This window comes from Aureimonas sp. CAS, assembly GCF_059838215.1.
Genome location: NZ_CM187563.1, coordinates 2,830,421 through 2,849,957, shown reverse-complemented (window position 1 = coordinate 2,849,957; position 19,537 = coordinate 2,830,421). Strand labels below are relative to the sequence as shown.

15 protein-coding genes and 1 pseudogene are annotated in these 19,537 nt (G+C 68.8%); 7 read left to right on the top strand and 9 right to left on the bottom strand.

The genetic code is table 11. The features are described from left to right. Positions 1-152: 152 nt before the first annotated feature. The 3 genes from cysT to AC6R2M_RS13620 are packed head-to-tail and all read left to right on the top strand — an operon-like array spanning position 153 to position 2,877. Positions 153-974 carry a sulfate ABC transporter permease subunit CysT gene (gene cysT, locus AC6R2M_RS13630; RefSeq protein ID WP_500483010.1) on the top strand — a complete coding sequence of 274 codons (822 nt, stop codon included), beginning with the start codon at positions 153-155 and terminating at the stop codon, positions 972-974. After that, positions 974-1,858, top strand: a complete 885-nt coding sequence (cysW, locus tag AC6R2M_RS13625; RefSeq protein WP_500483008.1) for a sulfate ABC transporter permease subunit CysW — start codon at positions 974-976, stop codon at positions 1,856-1,858. Before cysT ends, cysW begins: the two co-directional genes overlap by 1 nt. Further along, positions 1,855-2,877 (top strand): sulfate/molybdate ABC transporter ATP-binding protein, encoded by a 1,023-nt coding sequence (locus AC6R2M_RS13620; RefSeq protein WP_500483006.1) that lies wholly within the window; start codon positions 1,855-1,857, stop codon positions 2,875-2,877. The genes cysW and AC6R2M_RS13620 overlap by 4 nt, the downstream gene beginning before the upstream one ends. A 31-nt stretch (positions 2,878-2,908) precedes the next feature. Here the strand turns inward: AC6R2M_RS13620 and AC6R2M_RS13615 are convergent, their stop codons facing one another. After that, on the bottom strand, positions 2,909-3,556 hold the full coding sequence (locus tag AC6R2M_RS13615; protein WP_500483004.1) for a GntR family transcriptional regulator: 648 nt from the start codon (positions 3,554-3,556) through the stop codon (positions 2,909-2,911). A 544-nt stretch (positions 3,557-4,100) separates the two neighbouring features. Between AC6R2M_RS13615 and AC6R2M_RS13610 the strand changes: the two genes are divergently transcribed. The 4 genes and pseudogenes from AC6R2M_RS13610 (at position 4,101) to AC6R2M_RS13595 (ending at position 9,658) form a co-directional block, all read left to right on the top strand. After that, complete coding sequence (locus AC6R2M_RS13610; RefSeq protein ID WP_500483002.1) at positions 4,101-5,690, top strand: peptide ABC transporter substrate-binding protein; 1,590 nt, start codon at positions 4,101-4,103, stop codon at positions 5,688-5,690. A gap of 252 nt (positions 5,691-5,942) precedes the next feature. After that, positions 5,943-6,865, top strand: a pseudogene (gene oppB, locus AC6R2M_RS13605) (oligopeptide ABC transporter permease OppB). Further along, a complete protein-coding gene (locus AC6R2M_RS13600) occupies positions 6,858-8,024 on the top strand; it encodes an ABC transporter permease subunit (protein ID WP_500483000.1) in 1,167 nt (388 codons plus the stop codon). The pseudogene oppB and the gene AC6R2M_RS13600 overlap by 8 nt, the downstream one beginning before the upstream one ends. Positions 8,025-8,026: 2 nt before the next feature. Next, positions 8,027-9,658, top strand: coding sequence for an ABC transporter ATP-binding protein (locus AC6R2M_RS13595; protein ID WP_500482998.1), 1,632 nt, complete (start codon positions 8,027-8,029; stop codon positions 9,656-9,658). 28 nt (positions 9,659-9,686) lie between these two features. Here AC6R2M_RS13595 and gnd read toward each other — a convergent pair whose 3' ends face one another. The 8 genes from gnd to AC6R2M_RS13555 form a co-directional block, all read right to left on the bottom strand. Next, a complete protein-coding gene (gene gnd / locus AC6R2M_RS13590; protein ID WP_500482996.1) occupies positions 9,687-11,120 on the bottom strand; it encodes an NADP-dependent phosphogluconate dehydrogenase in 1,434 nt (477 codons plus the stop codon). A 17-nt stretch (positions 11,121-11,137) separates the two neighbouring features. Further along, the gene (gene fghA / locus AC6R2M_RS13585; RefSeq protein ID WP_500482994.1) at positions 11,138-11,974 is read right to left on the bottom strand and encodes an S-formylglutathione hydrolase; all 837 of its coding nucleotides are present in this window, start codon (positions 11,972-11,974) and stop codon (positions 11,138-11,140) included. 125 nt (positions 11,975-12,099) lie between these two features. Continuing rightward, positions 12,100-12,540: a GNAT family N-acetyltransferase gene (locus AC6R2M_RS13580; protein WP_500482993.1), complete on the bottom strand. Its 441-nt coding sequence runs from the start codon at positions 12,538-12,540 to the stop codon at positions 12,100-12,102. Further along, positions 12,537-12,818: a BrnA antitoxin family protein gene (locus tag AC6R2M_RS13575; protein WP_500482991.1), complete on the bottom strand. Its 282-nt coding sequence runs from the start codon at positions 12,816-12,818 to the stop codon at positions 12,537-12,539. The genes AC6R2M_RS13580 and AC6R2M_RS13575 overlap by 4 nt, the downstream gene beginning before the upstream one ends. Continuing rightward, the gene (locus AC6R2M_RS13570) at positions 12,772-13,050 is read right to left on the bottom strand and encodes a BrnT family toxin (RefSeq protein ID WP_500482989.1); all 279 of its coding nucleotides are present in this window, start codon (positions 13,048-13,050) and stop codon (positions 12,772-12,774) included. The genes AC6R2M_RS13575 and AC6R2M_RS13570 overlap by 47 nt, the downstream gene beginning before the upstream one ends. A gap of 42 nt (positions 13,051-13,092) precedes the next feature. Further along, on the bottom strand, positions 13,093-14,205 hold the full coding sequence (locus AC6R2M_RS13565; protein ID WP_500482987.1) for an S-(hydroxymethyl)glutathione dehydrogenase/class III alcohol dehydrogenase: 1,113 nt from the start codon (positions 14,203-14,205) through the stop codon (positions 13,093-13,095). A 223-nt stretch (positions 14,206-14,428) separates the two neighbouring features. Then, positions 14,429-18,010, bottom strand: coding sequence for an error-prone DNA polymerase (locus AC6R2M_RS13560; RefSeq protein WP_500482986.1), 3,582 nt, complete (start codon positions 18,008-18,010; stop codon positions 14,429-14,431). Beyond that, positions 18,010-19,359 carry a Y-family DNA polymerase gene (locus AC6R2M_RS13555; RefSeq protein ID WP_500487597.1) on the bottom strand — a complete coding sequence of 450 codons (1,350 nt, stop codon included), beginning with the start codon at positions 19,357-19,359 and terminating at the stop codon, positions 18,010-18,012. The genes AC6R2M_RS13560 and AC6R2M_RS13555 overlap by 1 nt, the downstream gene beginning before the upstream one ends. Positions 19,360-19,537 lie beyond the last annotated feature (178 nt).

Sequence of the window (19,537 nt, the reverse complement as noted above, 5' to 3'; positions counted from 1 at the left end):
AGCCCCGCTACGACCATCGCGCCCCCTCCTCGCGGACGCGCGGCGAAATGCCAAACAGAGTGTGTCCGTAAAAGGCTGAAAGGCTCTTGTCCGCCTTTGAGCGAGGCCGGCCGTCAGGCCGGCTTCTCGTCGTTTTGGAAGGGGTGCCGTCCGTGTCGCGCCGTGTCCTGCCGGGGCTGCCGCTCACCCTCGGCATCACCCTCATCTATCTCTCCGTCATCGTGCTGCTGCCGCTCGGTGCCCTGGTCTGGCAGGCCGCCAGCCTCGGCCCGGAGGGCTGGTGGCGGATCGTCTCGTCCGAACGGGCGGTGGCGAGCTATCGCGTCACGGTCGGGGCCGCGCTCGGCGCGACGGTGTTCAACCTGTTCTTCGGTCTCGCCCTCGCCTGGGTGCTGACCCGATACCGCTTTCCCGGGCGCCGCCTGCTCGACGCGATCGTCGACCTGCCCTTCGCGCTGCCGACGGCGGTGGCGGGCATCGCGCTCACCACGCTCTTCGCCGCCAACGGGTGGCTGGGCGGGCCGCTCGCCTCGATCGGAATTCCGGTCGCCTATACGCCGCTCGGCATCATGGTCGCGATGATCTTCACGAGCGTGCCCTTCGTCGTGCGCACGGTGCAGCCTGTGCTGGAGGACCTCGACCCGGCGCTCGAGGAGGCCGCGCTCTCGCTCGGAGCGGGAGAGGGGCGCGTCTTCGTCAAGGTAATCCTGCCGCTGCTGACCCCGGCGCTGCTCGCCGGAACCTCGCTTTCCTTCGCACGCTCGCTCGGCGAGTTCGGCGCCGTCATCTTCATCGCCGGCAACCGGCCCTTCTCGACCGAGATCACAGCGCTTCTCGCCTATATCCGGCTGGAGGAGTACGATTATGCGGCGGCCGCCGCGATCGCCTCCGTGATCCTTCTTGCCGCCTTCGTCATGCTGGCGTTGACCAACGCGGCCCAGGCCTACGCCCTGCGCTACAAGGGAGGCGCCTGATGGACACGCGACCCGGCGCCCGCCGCCTGCCGCGCATCGGCGACGATCGGCTGTTCCGCCGCCTCCTCATCGCCGTCGTGCTCGCGCTGGCCGGCCTCGTCGTCCTGATGCCGCTCGTCGTCATCTTCACCTCGGCCTTCTCGCTGGGCCTCGGCCATTTCGCCGCGACGATCACCGCGCCGGACACGCGGCACGCGATCATGCTGACGGTGATCACCGCGCTGATCGCGGTGCCGGTGAACACCATCTTCGGCGTCGCCGCCGCCTGGGCCGTGACGAAGTTCGACTTCTTCGGGAAGCGCCTGCTCATCGTCCTGATCGAGATTCCCTTCTCGATCTCGCCGATCGTGGCGGGCGTCGCCTATCTCTTCGTCTACGGCCTGCAGGGCCTGTTCGGGCAGGCGCTGCAGGACGCGGAAATCCGCATCCTCTTCGCGCTGCCGGGCATCGTGCTCGCGTCCATGTTCGTGACCGCCCCCTTCGTCGCGCGCGAGCTGATGCCGCTGATGCAGGCGCAGGGGCGCGATCTGGAGGAGGCCGCCACCTCGCTCGGCGCCAGCGGCCTGCGTACCTTCATGACGGTCACGCTGCCCAACATCAGATGGGCGCTGCTCTACGGCATCGTGCTCTGCAACGCGCGGGTGATGGGTGAATTCGGCGCCGTGTCCGTCGTCTCGGGCAACATCCGCGGCCAGACCAACACGCTGCCGCTGCAGATCGAACTTCTCTACAACGACTACAACACGGTCGGTGCCTTCGCCGCCGCCTCGATCCTTACGGTCCTCGCCCTCGTGACGCTCGTCGCCAAGGTCTGGCTCGAGGGGCGGCGCGCGCATGCGGCGAGCGCCGACACCATCCTGCCGCCCGGAGGGCTCGCCCGATGAAGATCAAGCTCCAGAACGTCGCCAAGACCTTCGAGACCTTCCGCGCCGTCCACGACGTGTCGGCCGAGATCGAGTCCGGCAGGCTCGTGGCCCTGCTCGGCCCCTCCGGCTCGGGCAAGACGACGATCCTGCGCATGGTCGCCGGCCTCGAATTCCCCGACCAGGGCCGAATCTTCTTCGGCGAGGAGGACGCCACCGACATCGCCGTGCGCGACCGGGGCGTCGGCTTCGTCTTCCAGCATTATGCGCTCTTCCCGCACATGACGCTCGCCCGGAACGTCGCCTTCGGAATGGAAAGCGCGCGCAGGCCCCGGCCGAAGGCCGAGATCGCGGCGCGGGTGGAGGAGCTTCTCTCGCTCGTGAAGCTCGACGGCCTCGGCGGGCGCTTCCCGAACCAGATCTCCGGCGGCCAGCGCCAGCGCGTGGCGCTCGCCCGCGCGCTGGCGGTCGATCCGCGCGTGCTTCTCCTCGACGAGCCCTTCGGCGCGCTCGACGCGGGCGTGCGCCGGGGACTGCGGCGATGGCTGCGCGAGCTTCACGAGGAGATGCCGATCACCACGCTTTTCGTTACGCACGATCAGGAGGAAGCGCTCGATCTCGCCGACGAGGTCGTGATCCTGAACGAGGGGCGCATCGTCCAGCGCGGCACGCCGGAAGAGGTGACGCGCCGCCCCGCTTCGCGCTTCGTCGTGGAGTTCCTCGGAGACACCAACCGCTTCCCGGCGACCGTCTCGGGCGGAGAGGCCCATGTCGGAGCCTTCCGCTGGCCGGCGCCCGGCGTGGCGGACGGGCCGGCGGATCTGTTCGCGCGTCCTCGCGACTTGTCCTGGACCGGGGAAGGGCAGGGCATTCCGGCGCGGATCGTCCGCGTTCTCGACCGGCCCGATTCGCGGCGCGTGGTCGCCGCGACGGAGGACGGAGAGACGATCGAGTTCGACGGCCCGACGGATCTGAGCGTCTCGGCGGGCGAACGCGGAGCGATCGCCGTCGCGCGCGGCGAGGTCTTCGCGCGGGACTGAACGCCACGCAGGCCGGACCGGCTTCGGAGCCTCAGGTGCCCTGGAGCAGCCGCAGGCGCGCCCGCAATGCGTTGCGGATATGGGCGCGGGCCCGCTCCTCGGCGTCGGACTGGTCGCGCCGTGCGATGGCGTCGATGATCCCCGCATGCTCCTCCACCGCCGATTCGGGCCGCTCCGAGATCGCGAAGGTCGTGGAGCGCAGCGTTCCGATCGCGTCCTGGATCTCGCCCAGCGTCAGGTCGAGATAGCTGTTGCGGGCGGCGCGATAGATGCCTTCGTGGAACAGCCGGTTGAGGCGGGCCAGCTCCTGCGGCTCGTCGAGATGCCGCGCGAATGTCTCGTTCAGATCCGTCAGCGACTGGAGCTCGAACTCCGAGGCATGGTCGGCCGCAAGCCGAGCCGCGGCGCCCTCGATGATCTCGCGCATCGCGTAGAGATCCATCACGTCGCGAAGCTCGAGCTGCCGAACGACGAGGCCCCGGCCGCCTGCGTTCTCGACCAGGCGCCGCGCCTGCAGGCGGCCGAGCGCCTCGCGGACCGGCGTGCGGCTGACGTTCAGGCGCTGGGCGATCTCCTCCTCCCGCAGCCGGTCGCCGGGGCGATACTCTCCGTTGCGAAGAGCTTCGCGCATCGCCTCGTAGACGGTCGTGCCGAGAAGATGGCCGGAACGGTTCTGCAAACGCGCCCTCCGAATGAAGCCGGACAGGTCCGGCATTGGAGCATGGGCCAGACGCCCACGACTGGATACGACCGTATGCGCGAACGGGCTTGCCTCGCAACTGGCGAGGATCGGTTTCGGGACCATCCGGGACGGCGGCCGGCGTCGGTGCCGGTCGGAGGTGAACGTGTCCTCCGACTTCCGGTGGAATGTTCTGCTACAAGTTGCCATGGAGCCGAACGGACGCCGCGAGCCATCTGCTCAAGTTTCGGGCGGATGTCGCAAAGATCACCAGTGCGATCGATGCCGGATCGTCTGGAATGATCACAAGGAAGAATGCCGAAGATGTGAATGCGAACCTTTTCGACTTGAACTCGGTGGGGGATGGCCGGTATGGCGCCTGTCATCCTCGTCGGCGGTGCCTCCGCCCGATCGGGTTCGAATGTCGGCGGACGCACGAAACGATTGTGAACTTTACTTTCTCACCGTTCGAAGATCGTATCGCCGCCTTATGGTCCGCTGCCGCGAGACGGCGCCGGCCCTTCACCTTTCAGGGAGTGAAACGATGACACGCCTTCCGGTTCTCGGATTCCTTGCCGCCGCGCTTCTTTCGACGACGACCCTCGCGCAGGCGCAGGTCCTGCATCGCGGCAACGCCGGCGAGCCGCAGACGCTCGATCAGGCGCAGACCTCGATCAATATCGAGAGCTTCATCCTGAAGGATCTCTACGAAGGCCTCGTCATCTATGACGGCGAAGGCGAAGTGATTCCCGGAACGGCGGAGAGCTGGGAAATCTCGGACGACGGAACGGTCTACACGTTCAAGATCCGCGACGATGCGAACTGGTCGAACGGCGACCCGGTCGTGGCCGAGGACTTCGTCTACTCCATGCGCCGCCTGCAGGACCCCGAGACGGCGGCCGGCTACGCCAATCTCCTCTATCCGATCAAGAACGCCGAGGCCGTCAACGGTGGCGACATGCCGGTCGACCAGCTCGGCGTACGCGCGGTGGACGACAAGACGCTCGAGATCACGCTTGAGCGCCCGACGCCCTTCTTCCTGGAGCTCCTGACGCACCAGACGGGCCTGCCGGTCCATCCGGCGACGGTCGAGGCCGAGGGCGCGAACTTCGTGCGGCCCGGCACGATGGTCTCCAACGGCGCCTTCCGGCTGACGGCTCAGGTCGCCAACGACCACATCCGCGTCGAGAAGAACGAAGAGTACTGGGACGCCGACAACGTTCAGCTCGAAGCGGTGATGTTCTATCCGATCGACGACGCGGCTGCCGCCCAGCGTCGCTTCCAGGCTGGCGAGCTCGACGTCACCTTCGACTTCGCCGCCGACCAGCTTGAGTTCCTGCGCAATGAATTCGGCGAGGAGCAGGTCCGGGTCTATCCCAAGCTCTCGACCGAGTACTACGCTTTCGACACGCGCACCGCGCCCTTCGACAATGCCGACGTGCGCCGCGCGCTGTCCATGGCGATCGACCGCGACTTCCTCGCCAGCGAGATCTTCAACGGCGCGCGCCTGCCGGCCTATGCGATGGTGCCCCCCGGTCTCGAGAACTACGGCGATCCGTCCGAGCCCGACTTTGCCGAGATGGACCAGCTCGACCGCGAGGACGAGGCGCTTCGCCTGATGGAGGAGGCCGGCTTCGGCGAGGGCGGCCAGCCGCTGACCATCGAGATCCGGTACAACACCAACGTCAACCACGAGCGCGTGGCGACGGCGATCGCCGACATGTGGCGCACGCTCTTCGGCGCGACGGTGACGCTGACCAACTCGGACGTCTCCTCGCACTACGCCTATCTGCAGGAAGGCGGAGCCTTCAACGTCGCGCGCGCCGGCTGGGTCGCCGATTACGCGGATGCCGAGAACTTCCTGGCGCTCGCCGTCGGTTCGAACGAGACGTTCAACTACTCCAAGTGGCGCAACGAGGAGTACGACCGGCTCATGGCCGAAAGCTACGACGAGCAGGACCCGGAGCGGCGCCGCGAAATCCTGCATGAGGCTGAGGCGATCCTCTCGGCCGAACAGCCGGTCGCGCCGCTCCTGAACTCGGCCTCCCTCTGGCTGGTCTCCGACCGCGTCCAGGGCTGGAGCGACAATGTCGTCGACAACCATCTGTCGAAGAACCTGACGGTCAACCGCTAGCAACTTCGGGCGGGGCGGCCCGACTTTCGAAGTCGGGCCGCCCCGCTCCGCCGTCGCCCGGACCGGCGTCCCTCCTCTCGGCGTCCTGCCGCACGAGGAGGGCGCGACCGAAGAGACCGGCCGAACCGTCCGAAAAGGTGATGCGCATCCCCTTCGCGATGCTGTAGGCCTCACCCGACCGTCCAGGGCCGCCACCATCCGGCCCCCTGCCTCCCATCGGGGAAGGCGCCCGCCCGAAGCCCGAGGAATTCGATGCTGCGCTTCGTACTGAACCGCCTTTTCAGCGCGGTGCCGACGATCTTCATCGTCGTGACGATCTCGTTCTTCCTGATGCGGATGGCGCCCGGCGGCCCGTTCAATCTGGAACGGCCTCTGCCGCCGCAGACCATGGCCAATCTGATGGCCACCTTCCAGCTCGATCAGCCGCTCTACGTCCAGTATTGGACCTACATCACCAACGCGCTGTCGGGCGATTTCGGACCCTCCTTCATCTATCGCGACTACGACGTCGCCGAGCTGATCCTCCAGGCGTTGCCCTATTCGGTGACGCTCGGCCTCTGGGCGCTTCTCTTCGCCGTCGTCGGCGGGGTCGCGGCGGGCGTCACGGCGGCGCTGCGCCAGAACGGCTGGGTCGACTATCTGGTGATGGGCGTCGCCACGATCGGCATCACCATCCCGAACTTCGTCGTCGGCCCGGTGCTGACCCTGATCTTCGCCATCATGCTCTCCTGGGTTCCGGCCGGCGGCTGGGGGCAGGGGGCTTCTCCAACCTCCTTCTGCCCGTCATCGCGCTCGGCCTGCCGCAGCTCGCCGTCTTCGCGCGCCTGACGCGCGGCTCGATGATCGAGGCGATGCGCACCGACCATGTGCGCACGGCGAAGGCCTACGGCCTGCCCTGGCGCTCGGTGGTCGTCACCCACGCCATGCGCGGGGCGATGCTTCCCGCCGTCACCTATCTGGCGCCCTGCTGCGCCGCGCTCCTGACCGGGTCCACCGTGGTCGAGACGATCTTCACCATCCCCGGCGTCGGCCGCTACTTCGTGGAAGGGGCGCTGAACCGCGACTACACGCTGGTGATGGGGACGGTCATCCTGATCTCGATCTTCATCATCGTCTTCAATCTGCTCGTCGACATCCTCTACGCGCTGCTCGACCCGAGGATCCGCCATGACTGATCTGTCCTCGACGACGCCCAATCCCGGCCCGCTGCCGGGCGAACTGCCGCTGGCGGAGAAGGAGGTGCGCGGCCGCTCGCTCTTCCAGCTCGCGCTCCTTCGCCTGCGCCGCAACCGTGCGGCCATGACGGGCTTCGTCATCCTGGGCCTCGTCACGATCTTCTGCTTCGCCGGTCCGCATCTCGTGACGCAGCGCTACGATCAGGTCTTCACCTCCTATGTCGGCGTCGCGCCGAGCCTGGAGGCCAGACCCGAGGAATCGGCGCTGGAAGGCGTGGCGGAAGGCGTCGCGGCCCGCGCCCGCCTCGAACTCGTCGAGTTCGACGTGGACGGCCAAACCTATCGCGCCACCGTCCGCGGCGAGGAGGAGGTGGACCCGCGCGTCACCCGCTTCTTCGACCGCGTCAACGAGTTCGGGCAGGGTTCGCAGATCGTGGAGACGGCCGAGGAGGGCCGCGTCGCGGTCGTCGAGGGCTCGGTCCAGCGGCAGCACTTCTTCTTCGGTACGGACCGCAACGGGCGCGACCTGATGGTGCGCGTCATGGTCGGCGGCCAGATCTCGCTCATCATCGGCGTTCTCGCCTCCCTCGTCGCCCTCGTCATCGGCGTCACCTACGGCGCGATCGCGGGCTATCTCGGCGGCCGGGTCGACAATCTGATGATGCGGCTGATCGAGATCCTCTATTCGCTGCCCTTCGTCTTCCTCGTCATCATGCTCGTCGTCTTCTTCGGGCGCTCCTTCATCCTGATCTTCCTCGTGATCGGCATGGTGGAGTGGCTGGACATGGCGCGCATCGTGCGCGGGCAGACCCTGTCGCTGAAGCGCCGCGAGTTCGTGGCCGCCGCCGAGGCGATGGGCGTCACCGACGGCCAGATCATCCGCCGCCACATCGTTCCGAACACGATCGGCCCGGTGGTCGTCTTCGTCACCATCGTGGTGCCGAAGGTGATCCTCCTGGAGAGCTTCCTCTCCTTCCTCGGCCTCGGCGTGCAGGCGCCGCTGACGAGCTGGGGCGCGCTGATCTCCGACGGCGCGCAGACCATGCAGGCCGCCCCCTGGCTCCTGATCTTCCCCGCCATCTTCTTCTGCGTCACGCTCTTCGCGCTGAACTACATCGGCGACGGACTGCGCGACGCGTTCGACCCGAAGGACCGCTGACGATGAGCGACCAGAACCAGCCGGTCCTCGCCCTGAACGACCTCAAAGTGTCGTTCGACACCGAGGACGGCGTGCTCGAAGCGGTGAAGGGCGTCTCCTTCCAGGTGCATCAGGGCGAGACGCTCGCCGTCGTCGGCGAATCGGGCTCCGGCAAGAGCCAGACCATGATGGCGGTGATGGGCCTGCTCGCGCAGAACGGCCGGGCCACCGGCTCGGCCCGCTATCGCGGCGACGAGCTGATCGGCCTCTCGGCCTCCCGGCTCAACCGCTATCGCGGCGCGAAGATCTCGATGATCTTCCAGGAGCCGATGACCTCGCTCGATCCGCTCTACACGGTCGGGCGGCAGATCGGCGAGGTGATCGCCCATCACGGCTCGCGGCGCGGAAAGGCGGTGCGCGAGCGGGTGATGGAGCTCCTGAACCTCGTCGGCATCCCGAACCCGGAGCGGCGGATCGATTCCTACCCGCACGAGCTGTCGGGCGGCCAGCGCCAGCGCGTGATGATCGCCATGGCGCTCGCCAACGATCCCGAGCTCCTGATCGCGGACGAGCCGACGACCGCGCTCGACGTGACCGTGCAGGCGCAGATCCTCGATCTGCTCTCGAGCCTCCAGAAGCGTCTCGGCATGGCGATCCTCCTCATCACGCACGATCTCGGCGTGGTGCGCCACTTCGCCAGCCGCGTCGTCGTCATGCGGCGCGGCGAGGTGGTGGAGACGGGCTCGACGGAGGACATCTTCGAAGCGCCGCGCCACGACTACACCAAGATGCTGCTGGCCGCCGAGCCGGAAGGCGAGAAGGCGCCGGTGCCGGAGGGCAATCCCGACATCCTCACCGCCCGCAACGTCGTCGTGGACTACGATCTGCGTGGCTCGGGCGGTCTCTTCTCCAAGGGGCCGAAGACCTTCCGCGCGGTGGACGACGTCTCGGTGCGGCTGAAGGCGGGACAGACGATCGGCGTCGTCGGCGAGTCCGGCTCGGGCAAGTCGACTCTCGGGCGCGCGGTCCTGCGCCTGCTGCCTTCGGACGGGCGCTACGTCTTCGCGGGCCGCGACATCACGAGCCTCGACCGCTCCGCCATGCGGCCGCTTCGGCGCGAACTGCAGCTGATGTTCCAGGACCCCTACGGCTCGCTCTCACCCCGTCTGACGGTCGGCGAGATCATCACCGAGGGTCTTCTGGTCCACGAGCCGGAGCTTTCGAAGGCCGACCGCGACCGGCGGGCCGCCGCGGCGCTGGAGGAGGTCGGCCTGCCGGCGGCCTCGCGCAACCGCTACCCGCACGAGTTCTCCGGCGGCCAGCGCCAGCGCGTCGCGATCGCCCGCGCCATGATCCTCAAGCCGAAGGTCGTCGTCCTCGACGAGCCGACCTCGGCGCTCGACCGCTCGGTGCAGGTGCAGATCGTCGAACTCCTGCGGCGCCTGCAGCAGGACCACGACCTGTCCTACATTTTCATCAGCCACGATCTGGCGGTGGTGCGCGCCATCTCCGACCACATCCTCGTCATGAAGGACGGCAAGCTGGTCGAGGAGGGCTCGACGCGCGCCATCTTCGAGGAGGCGAAGGACCCCTACACCAAGGCGCTCATCGCGGCGGCCTTCGACGCCAAGCGTCCGAGGGCGGTCGCCGCCTGAGCCGGGGAAGCGACCGGCCGGACGGCTCTCAGCCGTTCGGCAGAGACGGCCAGCGGTGGTGGAAAGTTCCCTCGCGGTCGAGCCGGCGGAAGGTGTGGGCGCCGAAGAAGTCGCGCTGGCCCTGCGTCAGGTTGGTCGTGCCGCGCGCGCGGCGATAGTCGTCGAAATAGGCGAGGGCCGCCGAGAGTGCGGGAGCCGGGATGCCGGCCAGAGCCGCCTTGGCGACGACGCGGCGCAGCGCGCCCTCTCCGGCGGTCACGCGCTCGGCGAAGCGCGGCGAGAGGAGGAGGTTCGGCGTGTCGCCCTCCTCGTAGACGGCGGCGATGTCGTTCAGGAAACGAGAGCGGATGATGCAGCCGGCGCGCCAGATCCGGGCGATGTCGCCGAGCGGCAGGCTCCAGCCATGCTCGCGCGAGGCGGCGGCCATGACGGCGAAGCCCTGTGCATAGGCGATGATCTTGGCCGTGGTCAGCGCGGCTTCCAGTTCGGCGATGCCGGCCTCGTCGCCCTGGAACTCGCCCGGCGTGGACACGAGCCCGCGATAGGCCTTCGCGGCCTCTTCGCGCTCGGCCCGGCGCGAGGACACGCCGCGAGCGGAAACGGCGGCTTCCAGCGTCGTCGCGCCGACGCCGAGCTTCTGCGCCTCAATGACCGACCAGCGGCCGGTGCCCTTCTGGCCGGCCTCGTCGACGATGACGTCGATCAGCGCGCCGTCCGTCTCCGGGTCGCGCTCGTCCAGCACCAGCGCGGTGATCTCGATCAGGTAGGAGTGCAGCGGGCCGTCGTTCCACCGCCGGAAGATCTCCGCCATCCGGTCGGCGGACAGGCCGAGGCCGTCGCGCAGGACGCCGTAGATTTCGGCGATCAGCTGCATGTCGGCGTATTCGATGCCGTTGTGGATGGTCTTGACGAAATGGCCCGCGCCGTCGGGGCCCATATGGGCGACGCAGGGGCTGTCCTCGTAGCGCGCGGCGATCGCCTCGACGATCGGGCGAAGCAGATCGTAGGCCTCGAGGCTGCCGCCCACCATCATCGACGGGCCGTAGCGCGCGCCGTCCTCGCCGCCCGAGACGCCGGTGCCCGAATAGAGGATGCCGCTCTCCTCGAGCGACCGCGTGCGCCGGACCGTGTCCTCGAAATTCGTGTTGCCGCCGTCGACGATCAGGTCGCCCGGCTCCAGAAGAGCCGTGAGCGCCTCGATCTGCTGCTCGACGATCGGCCCGGCCGGCACCATCAGGAGCACGATGCGCGGCCGGGAGAGGCTGGCGACCATGTCGGCCAGCCGATCGACCCGCAGGAAGGTTCCGCCGATGCGCTCCACCTCGGCCTGCAGGCCGGCGACCTTCTCTGGAACGGGGTCGAAGCCGGTCGTCACGAAGCCGCGGCTCGCGACGTTCAGGACGAGGTTGGCGCCCATGGTTCCGAGGCCGATGACGCCGATGCGAGCCGTTGCGTTGGTCATGCGTGTCCGAAGCTCTTTCAGTCCTTCAGCCGGCTCGCGTGATAGGCCACGTGGTCGGCCATGAAGGTGGAGATGAAGTAGTAGGAGTGGTCGTAACCCTCCCGCATGTTCAGCGTAAGGGGGATGCCGGCTTTCTCGCAGGCCGCCTTCAGGAGTTCGGGGCGCAGACCGTCCGTCAGGAACTGGTCGGCCGTGCCCTGATCGACGTAGAACTCGGGAAACCGCTTACCGTCCTCGATGAGGGCGGTCGCGTCGTAGGCGCGGTGGGCGCGCCCGTCGGGGCCGAGATAGCGGTCGAAGGCGGGGCGCGACCAGTCCGCCGTCCGCGGCTGCACGATGGGGGCGAGCGCCGAGCAGGAGCGGTAGCGGTCCGGGTGCTTGAGCGCGATCGTCAGCGCGCCGTGGCCGCCCATGGAATGGCCCATGATCGACATGCGGTTCAGGTCGGCCGGGAAGTTCACGCCGAGATAGGCGGGAAGCTCCTCGGCGACGTAGGAGTACATGCGGTAGTTCGCCGAATAGGGCGCCCGGGTCGCGTCGACATAGAAGCCGGCCCCCGAGCCGAACTTCCAGTCGTCCTTGTCGTCGGGAATGTCGGCCCCGCGCGGGCTCGTGTCGGGCAGGACGACGATCACGCCGTGCTCGGCCGCCGCGCGGCGGTACTCGCCCTTGTCCATGGCGTTCTGATGCGTGCAGGTCAGGCCGGAGAGGAACCACAGGACCGGCAGCTTGGCGCCGGCCTCGTGCTCGGGCACGAAGACCGCGAAGGTCATGTCGCAGTCCGTCGAATGCGAGCGGTGACGATAGACCCCCTGGACGCCGCCATGGGCCTTCGCGGTCGAAATGGTTTCCATGCCTCTCCTCGTCCTGTCGCGTTCGGAGCGCCCTCTCGTCCGTCGAGACGAGGATGATGCCGATCCGAACTTCAAATCCGTCGCATCGGGCCTTCCGGACGTCGGAACGACATCCCCCCGTTGCTCTATGCCTGCCGCCGCATGTCCACATGCGGAATGCCGTCTTCCAGATAGGCGGGCGAGACGGCGATGAAACCGTGCGCCGCGTAGAAGTTCTGAAGATGAGCCTGCGCGGACAACAGAACGTCCCGGCCCGCATGGAATTGCCCGCACCGCGCGATGGCCGCCCGCATCAGCCGGTGGCCGAGCCCCGTCCCGCGAGCGGTCGGGCCGACGACGATGCGGCCGATCCGCATCGCGTCCTCCTCTTCGATGAGCCGGAGACAGCCGGCGATCCGCCCCTCGATGCGCGCGAGAAGATGGAGGGCCTGCGGGTCGCGCCCGTCGATCTCGGGGAAGGCGCAGGCCTGTTCGACGACGAAGACGTCCTGTCGCAGGCGCAGAAGGTCGTGGACCTCGACGCCGGACAGCGCATCGAAGGTCGTCCAGTCCAGTGTCTCGTTCAAGGTTTGGACGCCCCTTCGCCTTCCCGTCGCATCCAGTCCCGCAGGATCGCGTTGGCGCGCGTCTGCCAGCCGGGACCGGCGGCGCGAAGGGCGGTCACGACGTCGTCGTCGAGCCGGATGGTCACGCGCTGCTTGGGATTGGCGAGGCGAGGGCGCCCGCGGCGGATCAACGTATCGCCGTGATAGAGGTCGGCACGCTCGAACATCTCGTCCGTCCACTCCGGCGCATCGTCAGGGTCGAACCAGTCGCTCTCTGACTTTTCGGGCTTCGCGTTCATGGCAATGCCTCATCGAGATGATGTGCCGAAAGGCCGATCTCGGCGTCCAGACGATCATGACGATCCGCTCGCGCAGCACGCCGTAGGTTTGAAGCCGCGTCTCGCCGTAGTCGTTTCGCTCGTCTTCGATCGTCAAGGTCGGGCCGGCGAACACGACGGCCGCATCCTCGAAGTCCAAACCGCGTTCCGCCAGCGTCCGTTCGCGCTTGGTCGGATCGAAGCTGACCCTCATTAGATGTACCGACAAATAATGAGGGTCAAGCCTCGCCCTTTCTTAGTACACCACGACCGAGCGGATCGACTTGCCCTCGTGCATCAGGTCGAAGGCGGTGTTGATCTCGTCCAGCGGCATGGTGTGGGTGATCAGGTCGTCGATGTTGATCTTGCCGTCCATGTACCAGTCGACGATCTTGGGAACGTCGGTGCGGCCGCGCGCGCCGCCGAAGGCCGTGCCCTTCCAGACGCGGCCGGTGACGAGCTGGAACGGGCGCGTGGAAATCTCCTTGCCCGCCTCGGCCACGCCGATGACGATCGACTCGCCCCAGCCGCGATGGCAGCATTCGAGCGCCTGGCGCATGACGTTGGTGTTGCCGGTCGCGTCGAAGGAGAAGTCGGCGCCGCCGCCCGTCATGTCGACGAGCGCCTGCACGACCTTGTCGTTGCCCACGTCCCTGGGGTTCAGGAAGTCGGTCATGCCGAACTTGCGGGCCATCTCGGCCTTGGCCGGGTTCAGGTCGACGCCGATGATCTTGTCGGCGCCCACCATCCGCGCGCCCTGGATCACGTTCAGGCCGATGCCGCCGAGGCCGAAGACCACGACATTGGCGCCCGGCCAGACCTTGGCCGTGTAGATCACCGCGCCGATGCCCGTCGTCACGCCGCAGCCGATGTAGCAGATCTTGTCGAAGGGCGCGTCCTCGCGGACCTTGGCGAGGGCGATCTCCGGCAGCACGGTGAAGTTCGAGAAGGTCGAGCAGCCCATGTAGTGGAACACCTCGCCGCCCTCGCAGGAGAAGCGCGAGGTGCCGTCCGGCATCAGGCCCTGACCCTGCGTGGAGCGGATCGCGGTGCACAGATTGGTGCGCTGCGACAGGCAGCTTTTGCACTGGCGGCATTCGGGCGTGTAGAGCGGGATGACGTGATCGCCCGGCTTCACCGAAGTGACGCCCGCGCCGACCTCGCGCACGATGCCCGCGCCCTCGTGGCCGAGGATCGCGGGGAACTTTCCTTCCGAATCGAGGCCCGACAGCGTGTAGGCGTCGGTGTGGCAGACGCCCGTCGCCATGATCTCGACCAGCACCTCGCCGGCGCGCGGTCCCCCGATCTCGACGGTCTCGATGGTGAGCGGCTTGCCGGCCTCCCAGGCCACGGCGGCACGTGTCTGCATGGGTCGCGTTCCTTCTTCTCAGTCTGTCCGCGCCGTCTGACGGCGACGCGGGGCTTCGGGCCGCTTCTAACCGATCGTTCGGCGGGGCGCGACGACGACGGCGACGCGGATGCCGGGCTTCTCCGTCATCGGAAGGCGCTTCGGCTCCCGTCTTCCGTTTCGCGAGATCGGAGATGTCGGCGTCTGGGTCAGGACGTCGTCCGGGCTCGGCTGCGGCGCGGTCTCAGTGGAAGTTGCGGCCCTGCGGCATCACCGCCTCGACGCCGCGATCCACGATGCCGACCAGATGGGCGTTGGCGACCGTGCGGGGACGGGGGGCGTCGGGCGGGCGTTCCTGTGCCTCGACGCTCTCGCGCAGGAGGCGCGGTTGTCGGTCGAGAAAGCGCCGGGTGCGGTCGGCCTCGTCGTAGGGGCGGCGCACCTCGTCGGCGTTGGCGAGCGCGGAGGCGAGTGCGGCCGCGGCCTCCGCGATCTCCTCGCTCGGGCCGGACGCCACGCTCCGCTCGCGCCCGTGATAGCGCAGCGGGCTCTTCACATGGTCGGTCGGCGCCAGCGTCTTCGTGCCGGTCAGCCCCCCGCTCGCGATCCTGCCCAGCACCGGCGTCATGTCCTCGATCGTCTCGGCGACGACGTGGATGACGCCGTGGTCGCTCTGCATGCGTCCCTTCACGCGCACGAAGCGGGCGCCGAGGACGATCGGCCGGAAACGCTCGAACACGCCGGGCCAGACGATGACGTTGGCGACGCCCGTCTCGTCCTCGATCGTCATGAAGATGATGCCCTTGGCCGAGCCCGGCCGCTGGCGGATGAGGACGAGGCCGGATACGTCCACGCGCCGCCCCGAGCGCATCGTCTCCATGGACTGGTTGGGAATGATGCGCAGCGCCGCCAGTTCGGCCCGGATGAAGGAGACGGGGTGCGCCTTCAAGGACAAAGACAGGAAGCGGTAGTCGTTGATGACCTCCTCGCCGGGGGGCATGGGCGGAAGCAGCGCGGCCCGTTCGCGCTGCAGGTCGCGCGCGTCGGCCGTGTCGAAGAGCGGGAGGCGCTCGGCCGCGCTTCCCGCGTCGAGCGCGCGCGCCGCCCACAGCGCCTCGCGCCGCGACAGGCCGAGACACCGGAAGGCATCGGCGTCGGCGAGGCGCTCCAGCGTGCGGCGGGGCAGGCCGGTGCGCAGCCAGAGGTCGCGCACGGAATCGAAGGGGCCGGTACTGTCCCGCACCCAGGTGAGCCGGCGCATCTCGGCCTCGGACAGGCCCTTCACCTGCCGGAAGCCGAGCCGCACGGCGCGCTGCGTCCAGATGTCGTCCGCCTGCTCGCGGTGGCGCGGCGCGATGCGTGCGGGATCGTAGGTCGCCACTTCGAGCGTCTGGTCCCAGGCGGAATCGTTGACCGAGAGGGGGCGGAACTCGACGCCGTGCTCTCGCGCGTCTCGCACGATCTGGGCCGGCGCGTAGAAGCCCATGGGCTGGGAGTTCAGGAGCGCGGCGGCGAAGACGTCCGGGTAGTGGCACTTCAGCCAGCAGGACGTGTAGACGAGGAGGGCGAAGGAGGCGGCGTGGCTTTCCGGAAAGCCGTATTCCCCGAAGCCCTCGATCTGGTTGAAGCAGTTCTCGGCAAATTCTCGATCGTACTTCCTCGCGACCATGCGCTCGACCATCTTCTCGCGAAACGTGTGGATGGTGCCGGCGCGCCGGAAGGTCGCCATGGCGCGGCGTAGCCCGTCGGCCTCGTCCGGCGTGAACTTCGCCGCCACCATGGCGATGCGCATCGCCTGTTCCTGGAAGAGCGGCACGCCGAGCGTGCGCCACAGCACCTCCTTGAGCTCCGGGCTCGGATAGGTGGTCGCCTCGATCCCCATCTTCCGCTTCAGATAGGGGTGGACCATGTTGCCCTGGATCGGCCCCGGCCGCACGATCGCGACCTCGATCACGAGGTCGTAGAAGCAGTTCGGCCTCAGCTTCGGCAGCATCGTCATCTGCGCGCGGGACTCGATCTGGAAGACGCCGAGCGTGTCGGCCCGGCTCGCCATGGCGTAGAGGCCGGGATCCTCGTCTGGAATGTCGGCGAGCGAGTAGTCGTGTCCGTAGTGCTCGCGCAGCATGTCGAGCCCGCGTCGCAGGCACGAGAGCATGCCGAGCGCGAGGATGTCGATCTTCAGGATGCCGAGTTCGTCGAGGTCGTCCTTGTCCCATTCGACGATGGTGCGCCCTTCGGAGGCGGCGTTGAGGATCGGCACGGTCTCGTCCACGCGGCCGCGCGTCAGGACGAAGCCCCCGACATGCTGGGAGAGGTGGCGCGGCATGCCGGAGAGTTCGGCGCAGAAGTCGAGCACGTGGCGCGTCGTGGAATCCTCGGCGGCTAGGCCCGCCGCGCGGGCCTCCCGCTCGCCGAGGTCCGAGGAGGAATAGCCCCAGACCGAGCCGGACAGGGCCGAGACCGCGTCGTCCGATAGGCCGAAGGCCTTGCCCACCTCGCGCGCGGCCGAGCGGGCCCTGTAGGTGATGACGGTGGCCGCGAGCGCGGCCTGGTCGCGGCCGTATTCGGCGTAGATCCAGTCGATGATCTCGCCGCGCCGCTCGTGCTCGAAATCGATGTCGATGTCGGGCGGCTCGTTGCGGTTGGAGGAGATGAAGCGTTCGAAGAGGAGCCCGGCGCGGTCGGGATGAACCTCGGTGACGCCGATGCAGTAGCAGACCAGCGAATTGGCCGCCGAGCCGCGTCCCTGGCAGAGGATTCCCATCCGCCGCGCCGCGCCGACGATGCGCTCCACGGTCAGGAAATAGGGCTCGTACTTCATATGCGCGATGACCGCGAGCTCGTGTTCGATGGTCTTCCGGTTCGCCTCCGAGAGCCCGTCTGGAAAGCGCCATTCGGCGCCCCGGTAGGCGAGGGCGCGCAGCTCCTCGGTCGGCGTGCCGGCCAGCCGCAGCTTCTCGTCCGGATAGACGTATTCCAGGCTCTTCAGGTCGAAGCGCAGTTCGGCGAAGAAGCGCCGGGCCTCCTCGACCGCGTCCGGATGCAGCCGGAAGAGCCGGGCCATCTCGTCCGAGGTCTTCAGGCGCCGCTCGGCGTTCCTCGACAGATGGAAGCCGGCCTGCGCCAGCGGCACGTGTTCGCGGATGGAGGTCAAGACGTCCTGCATCCGGCGCCGTCCCTCCGCGTGGTAGAACACGTCGTTGGTCGCCATCATCGGCGTGCCGCATTCGGCGGCGAGCCGGGACGCGTTGGCGAGACGCCGGGCGTCGAGCCCGTCGTGGCGACAGCTCACGGCGAGGCGGACGGAGCGGCCGAAACGCTTGGCCAGAAGCGACAGGACGCGCCCGCAAAGCGCCTGAGCCGCCTCCAGCGCCGGGCCGTCCGCCCCCAGCGCCTCGGGTGCCGCCAGCGCGAGATTGATCCCCGTCCCATGGCCGAGGAGGTCGGCGAGGAAGAGGCGGCAGCCGCCCTTCTCGGCGCGCAGGTTTCCGGCGGTCAGGAGCCGGCAGAGCCGTCCCCATCCGTCGCGGTCGCGCGGATAGGCGAGGATGTCGGGCGTGTCGTCGGAAAAGACGAGCCGGGCGCCGGGGCGGAACGGATAGCGCTCCTCGCGGGCCTGCTGGTAGGCGCGCACGACGCCCGCCACGCTGTTGCGGTCGGCCAGACCCAGTCCGCCGAGCCCCAGCAGCTTGGCGGTGACGACGAGCTCGCGCGGATGGGAGGCGCCGCGCAGGAACGAGAAGTTCGAGGCGACGCCGATCTCGCAGAAGCCGGTCCCGGCTTCGAAGAAGCCCTTCGGCTCCGGCTTGGGGGCAGGGGCGTCCATCAGGCGAAGAGCCCGTGCATGAACCAGGCCGGCGCGCCGCTCGGCGCCTGCCGTCCCTCGCGAAACATCCAGAACCGCCGGCCTTCCACGTCCTCGACGCGGAAATAGTCGCGCGTCTCCCCGCAATCCTCGCGCCACCATTCGGGCGCGATCCGCTCCGGCCCTTCGACCCGCACGACCCGGTGGTGGGCACGCCGCCAGCGGAACTGCTCGGGCGCGCCTTCGGGCACGCCGGCCGTCGCCTCGACGGGCTCGGGCGGCACCAGAAGCCGCAAAGGCCGGGGAGCGCCCACCGCGACCCGCGCTCCGGCCGGCCGCGCGGCGGCCAGTTCCCTTCGAAGGGCGGCGCCGAAGGACTCGGCCCGTTCGGGGCGATGGCTCTCGACCTCGTCGAGCCCGAGGACGGCGGCCTCGCCGAGGCGCGCGGCGAGGCGGTCGAGCAGCACCTCCACCGGCTCGCCCGCGCCCTTGGCCGCGCCGAGATCGCCCTGCCGCTCGGCCAGGGGATCGCAGGCCTCGACGCCCAGGCGCACGAGATCGTAGCCGAAGCCGGCGTCGAGTTCGTCGCCCAGACCTTTCAACCGCTCCTTGAAGAGGCGCACCAGCTGGACGGGATCGCGGGTCGGCGCCGCCGTTCCGACGTCCAGACGCTCGACGCGTCCGTCCAGCCGGAAGAGGGTCAGGGCGAGCCGGCGCGCGCCTTCGCCGCGCCGCTCCAGATCGAGGGCAAGACGCGGAGCCAGCGTCTCCAGAAGGCCGAGAATGTCCTCGGTGCGGCTGATCGGCTCGAACAGGCGGCGCTCGTGGATGATGAGCGGCACCGGGCGGCGCGGGACGATGGGCACGGGCGCGTGCCCCAGCGCCTCGTCGAGCCGGTCGCCGAGGGCCTGCCCGAAGCGACGCGCGAGACCGGCGCGCGGAAGCTCGAACATCTCGCCCAATCGTTTCAGGCCGAGCCGCGCGAGCATGGCCGCGACCTGCGGCTCGAGGCGCAGGGCCGACAGGGGAAGGGGCGCGAGCGCCTCGCGCTCCCCGCCGGCTTGCAGCCGGGTGCCGGAGGCGTGGTCGACGAGGGCCTGCGCCGTGCCGGCCTGCCGGGCCACGGCGGTGCGCACCGTCAGTCCCTGCGCGGTGAGGCGGGTGGTCAGATCGGCCACCATGGCGGCCTCGCCGCCGAAGAGATGGGCGCAGCCGGAAATGTCGAGAAGAAGCCGCGACGAGCCGTCGAGGGCGACGAGCGGGGTGTAGCGGTCGCACCAGTCGGCGACCATCTCCAGAAGCCGGGCGTCGCCCGGCCGGTCGGCCTCGATCAGCTCCAGATGCGGGAAGCGGGCGCGGGCCTCCGCCACGCCGAGACCGGGCGCGAGGCCGAGCTTCGCGGCCCCTTCGCAGAGGGCGACGAGCCGCTGGGCGCCGCCGGCCTTCTCGAACAGAGCGAGCGGCGCGCGCCCCTGCGGCGTGGGAACCGGGGCGAGGGCGAGGGCCACCAGGCTGCGATGGGCGCTGCCCGCCGCATCCCGGAAGACG

Bases quoted from the DNA above. Each gene is read 5' to 3' on its own strand.
- cysW (WP_500483008.1), top strand. From the start codon at position 974: ATGGACACGCGACCCGGCGCCCGCCGCCTGCCGCGCATCGGCGACGAT.
- AC6R2M_RS13620 (WP_500483006.1), top strand. From the start codon at position 1,855: ATGAAGATCAAGCTCCAGAACGTCGCCAAGACCTTCGAGACCTTCCGC.
- AC6R2M_RS13610 (WP_500483002.1), top strand. From the start codon at position 4,101: ATGACACGCCTTCCGGTTCTCGGATTCCTTGCCGCCGCGCTTCTTTCG.
- AC6R2M_RS13600 (WP_500483000.1), top strand. From the start codon at position 6,858: ATGACTGATCTGTCCTCGACGACGCCCAATCCCGGCCCGCTGCCGGGC.
- AC6R2M_RS13595 (WP_500482998.1), top strand. From the start codon at position 8,027: ATGAGCGACCAGAACCAGCCGGTCCTCGCCCTGAACGACCTCAAAGTG.
- gnd (WP_500482996.1), bottom strand. From the start codon at position 11,120: ATGACCAACGCAACGGCTCGCATCGGCGTCATCGGCCTCGGAACCATG.
- fghA (WP_500482994.1), bottom strand. From the start codon at position 11,974: ATGGAAACCATTTCGACCGCGAAGGCCCATGGCGGCGTCCAGGGGGTC.
- AC6R2M_RS13575 (WP_500482991.1), bottom strand. From the start codon at position 12,818: ATGAACGCGAAGCCCGAAAAGTCAGAGAGCGACTGGTTCGACCCTGAC.
- AC6R2M_RS13570 (WP_500482989.1), bottom strand. From the start codon at position 13,050: ATGAGGGTCAGCTTCGATCCGACCAAGCGCGAACGGACGCTGGCGGAA.
- AC6R2M_RS13565 (WP_500482987.1), bottom strand. From the start codon at position 14,205: ATGCAGACACGTGCCGCCGTGGCCTGGGAGGCCGGCAAGCCGCTCACC.
- AC6R2M_RS13560 (WP_500482986.1), bottom strand. From the start codon at position 18,010: ATGGACGCCCCTGCCCCCAAGCCGGAGCCGAAGGGCTTCTTCGAAGCC.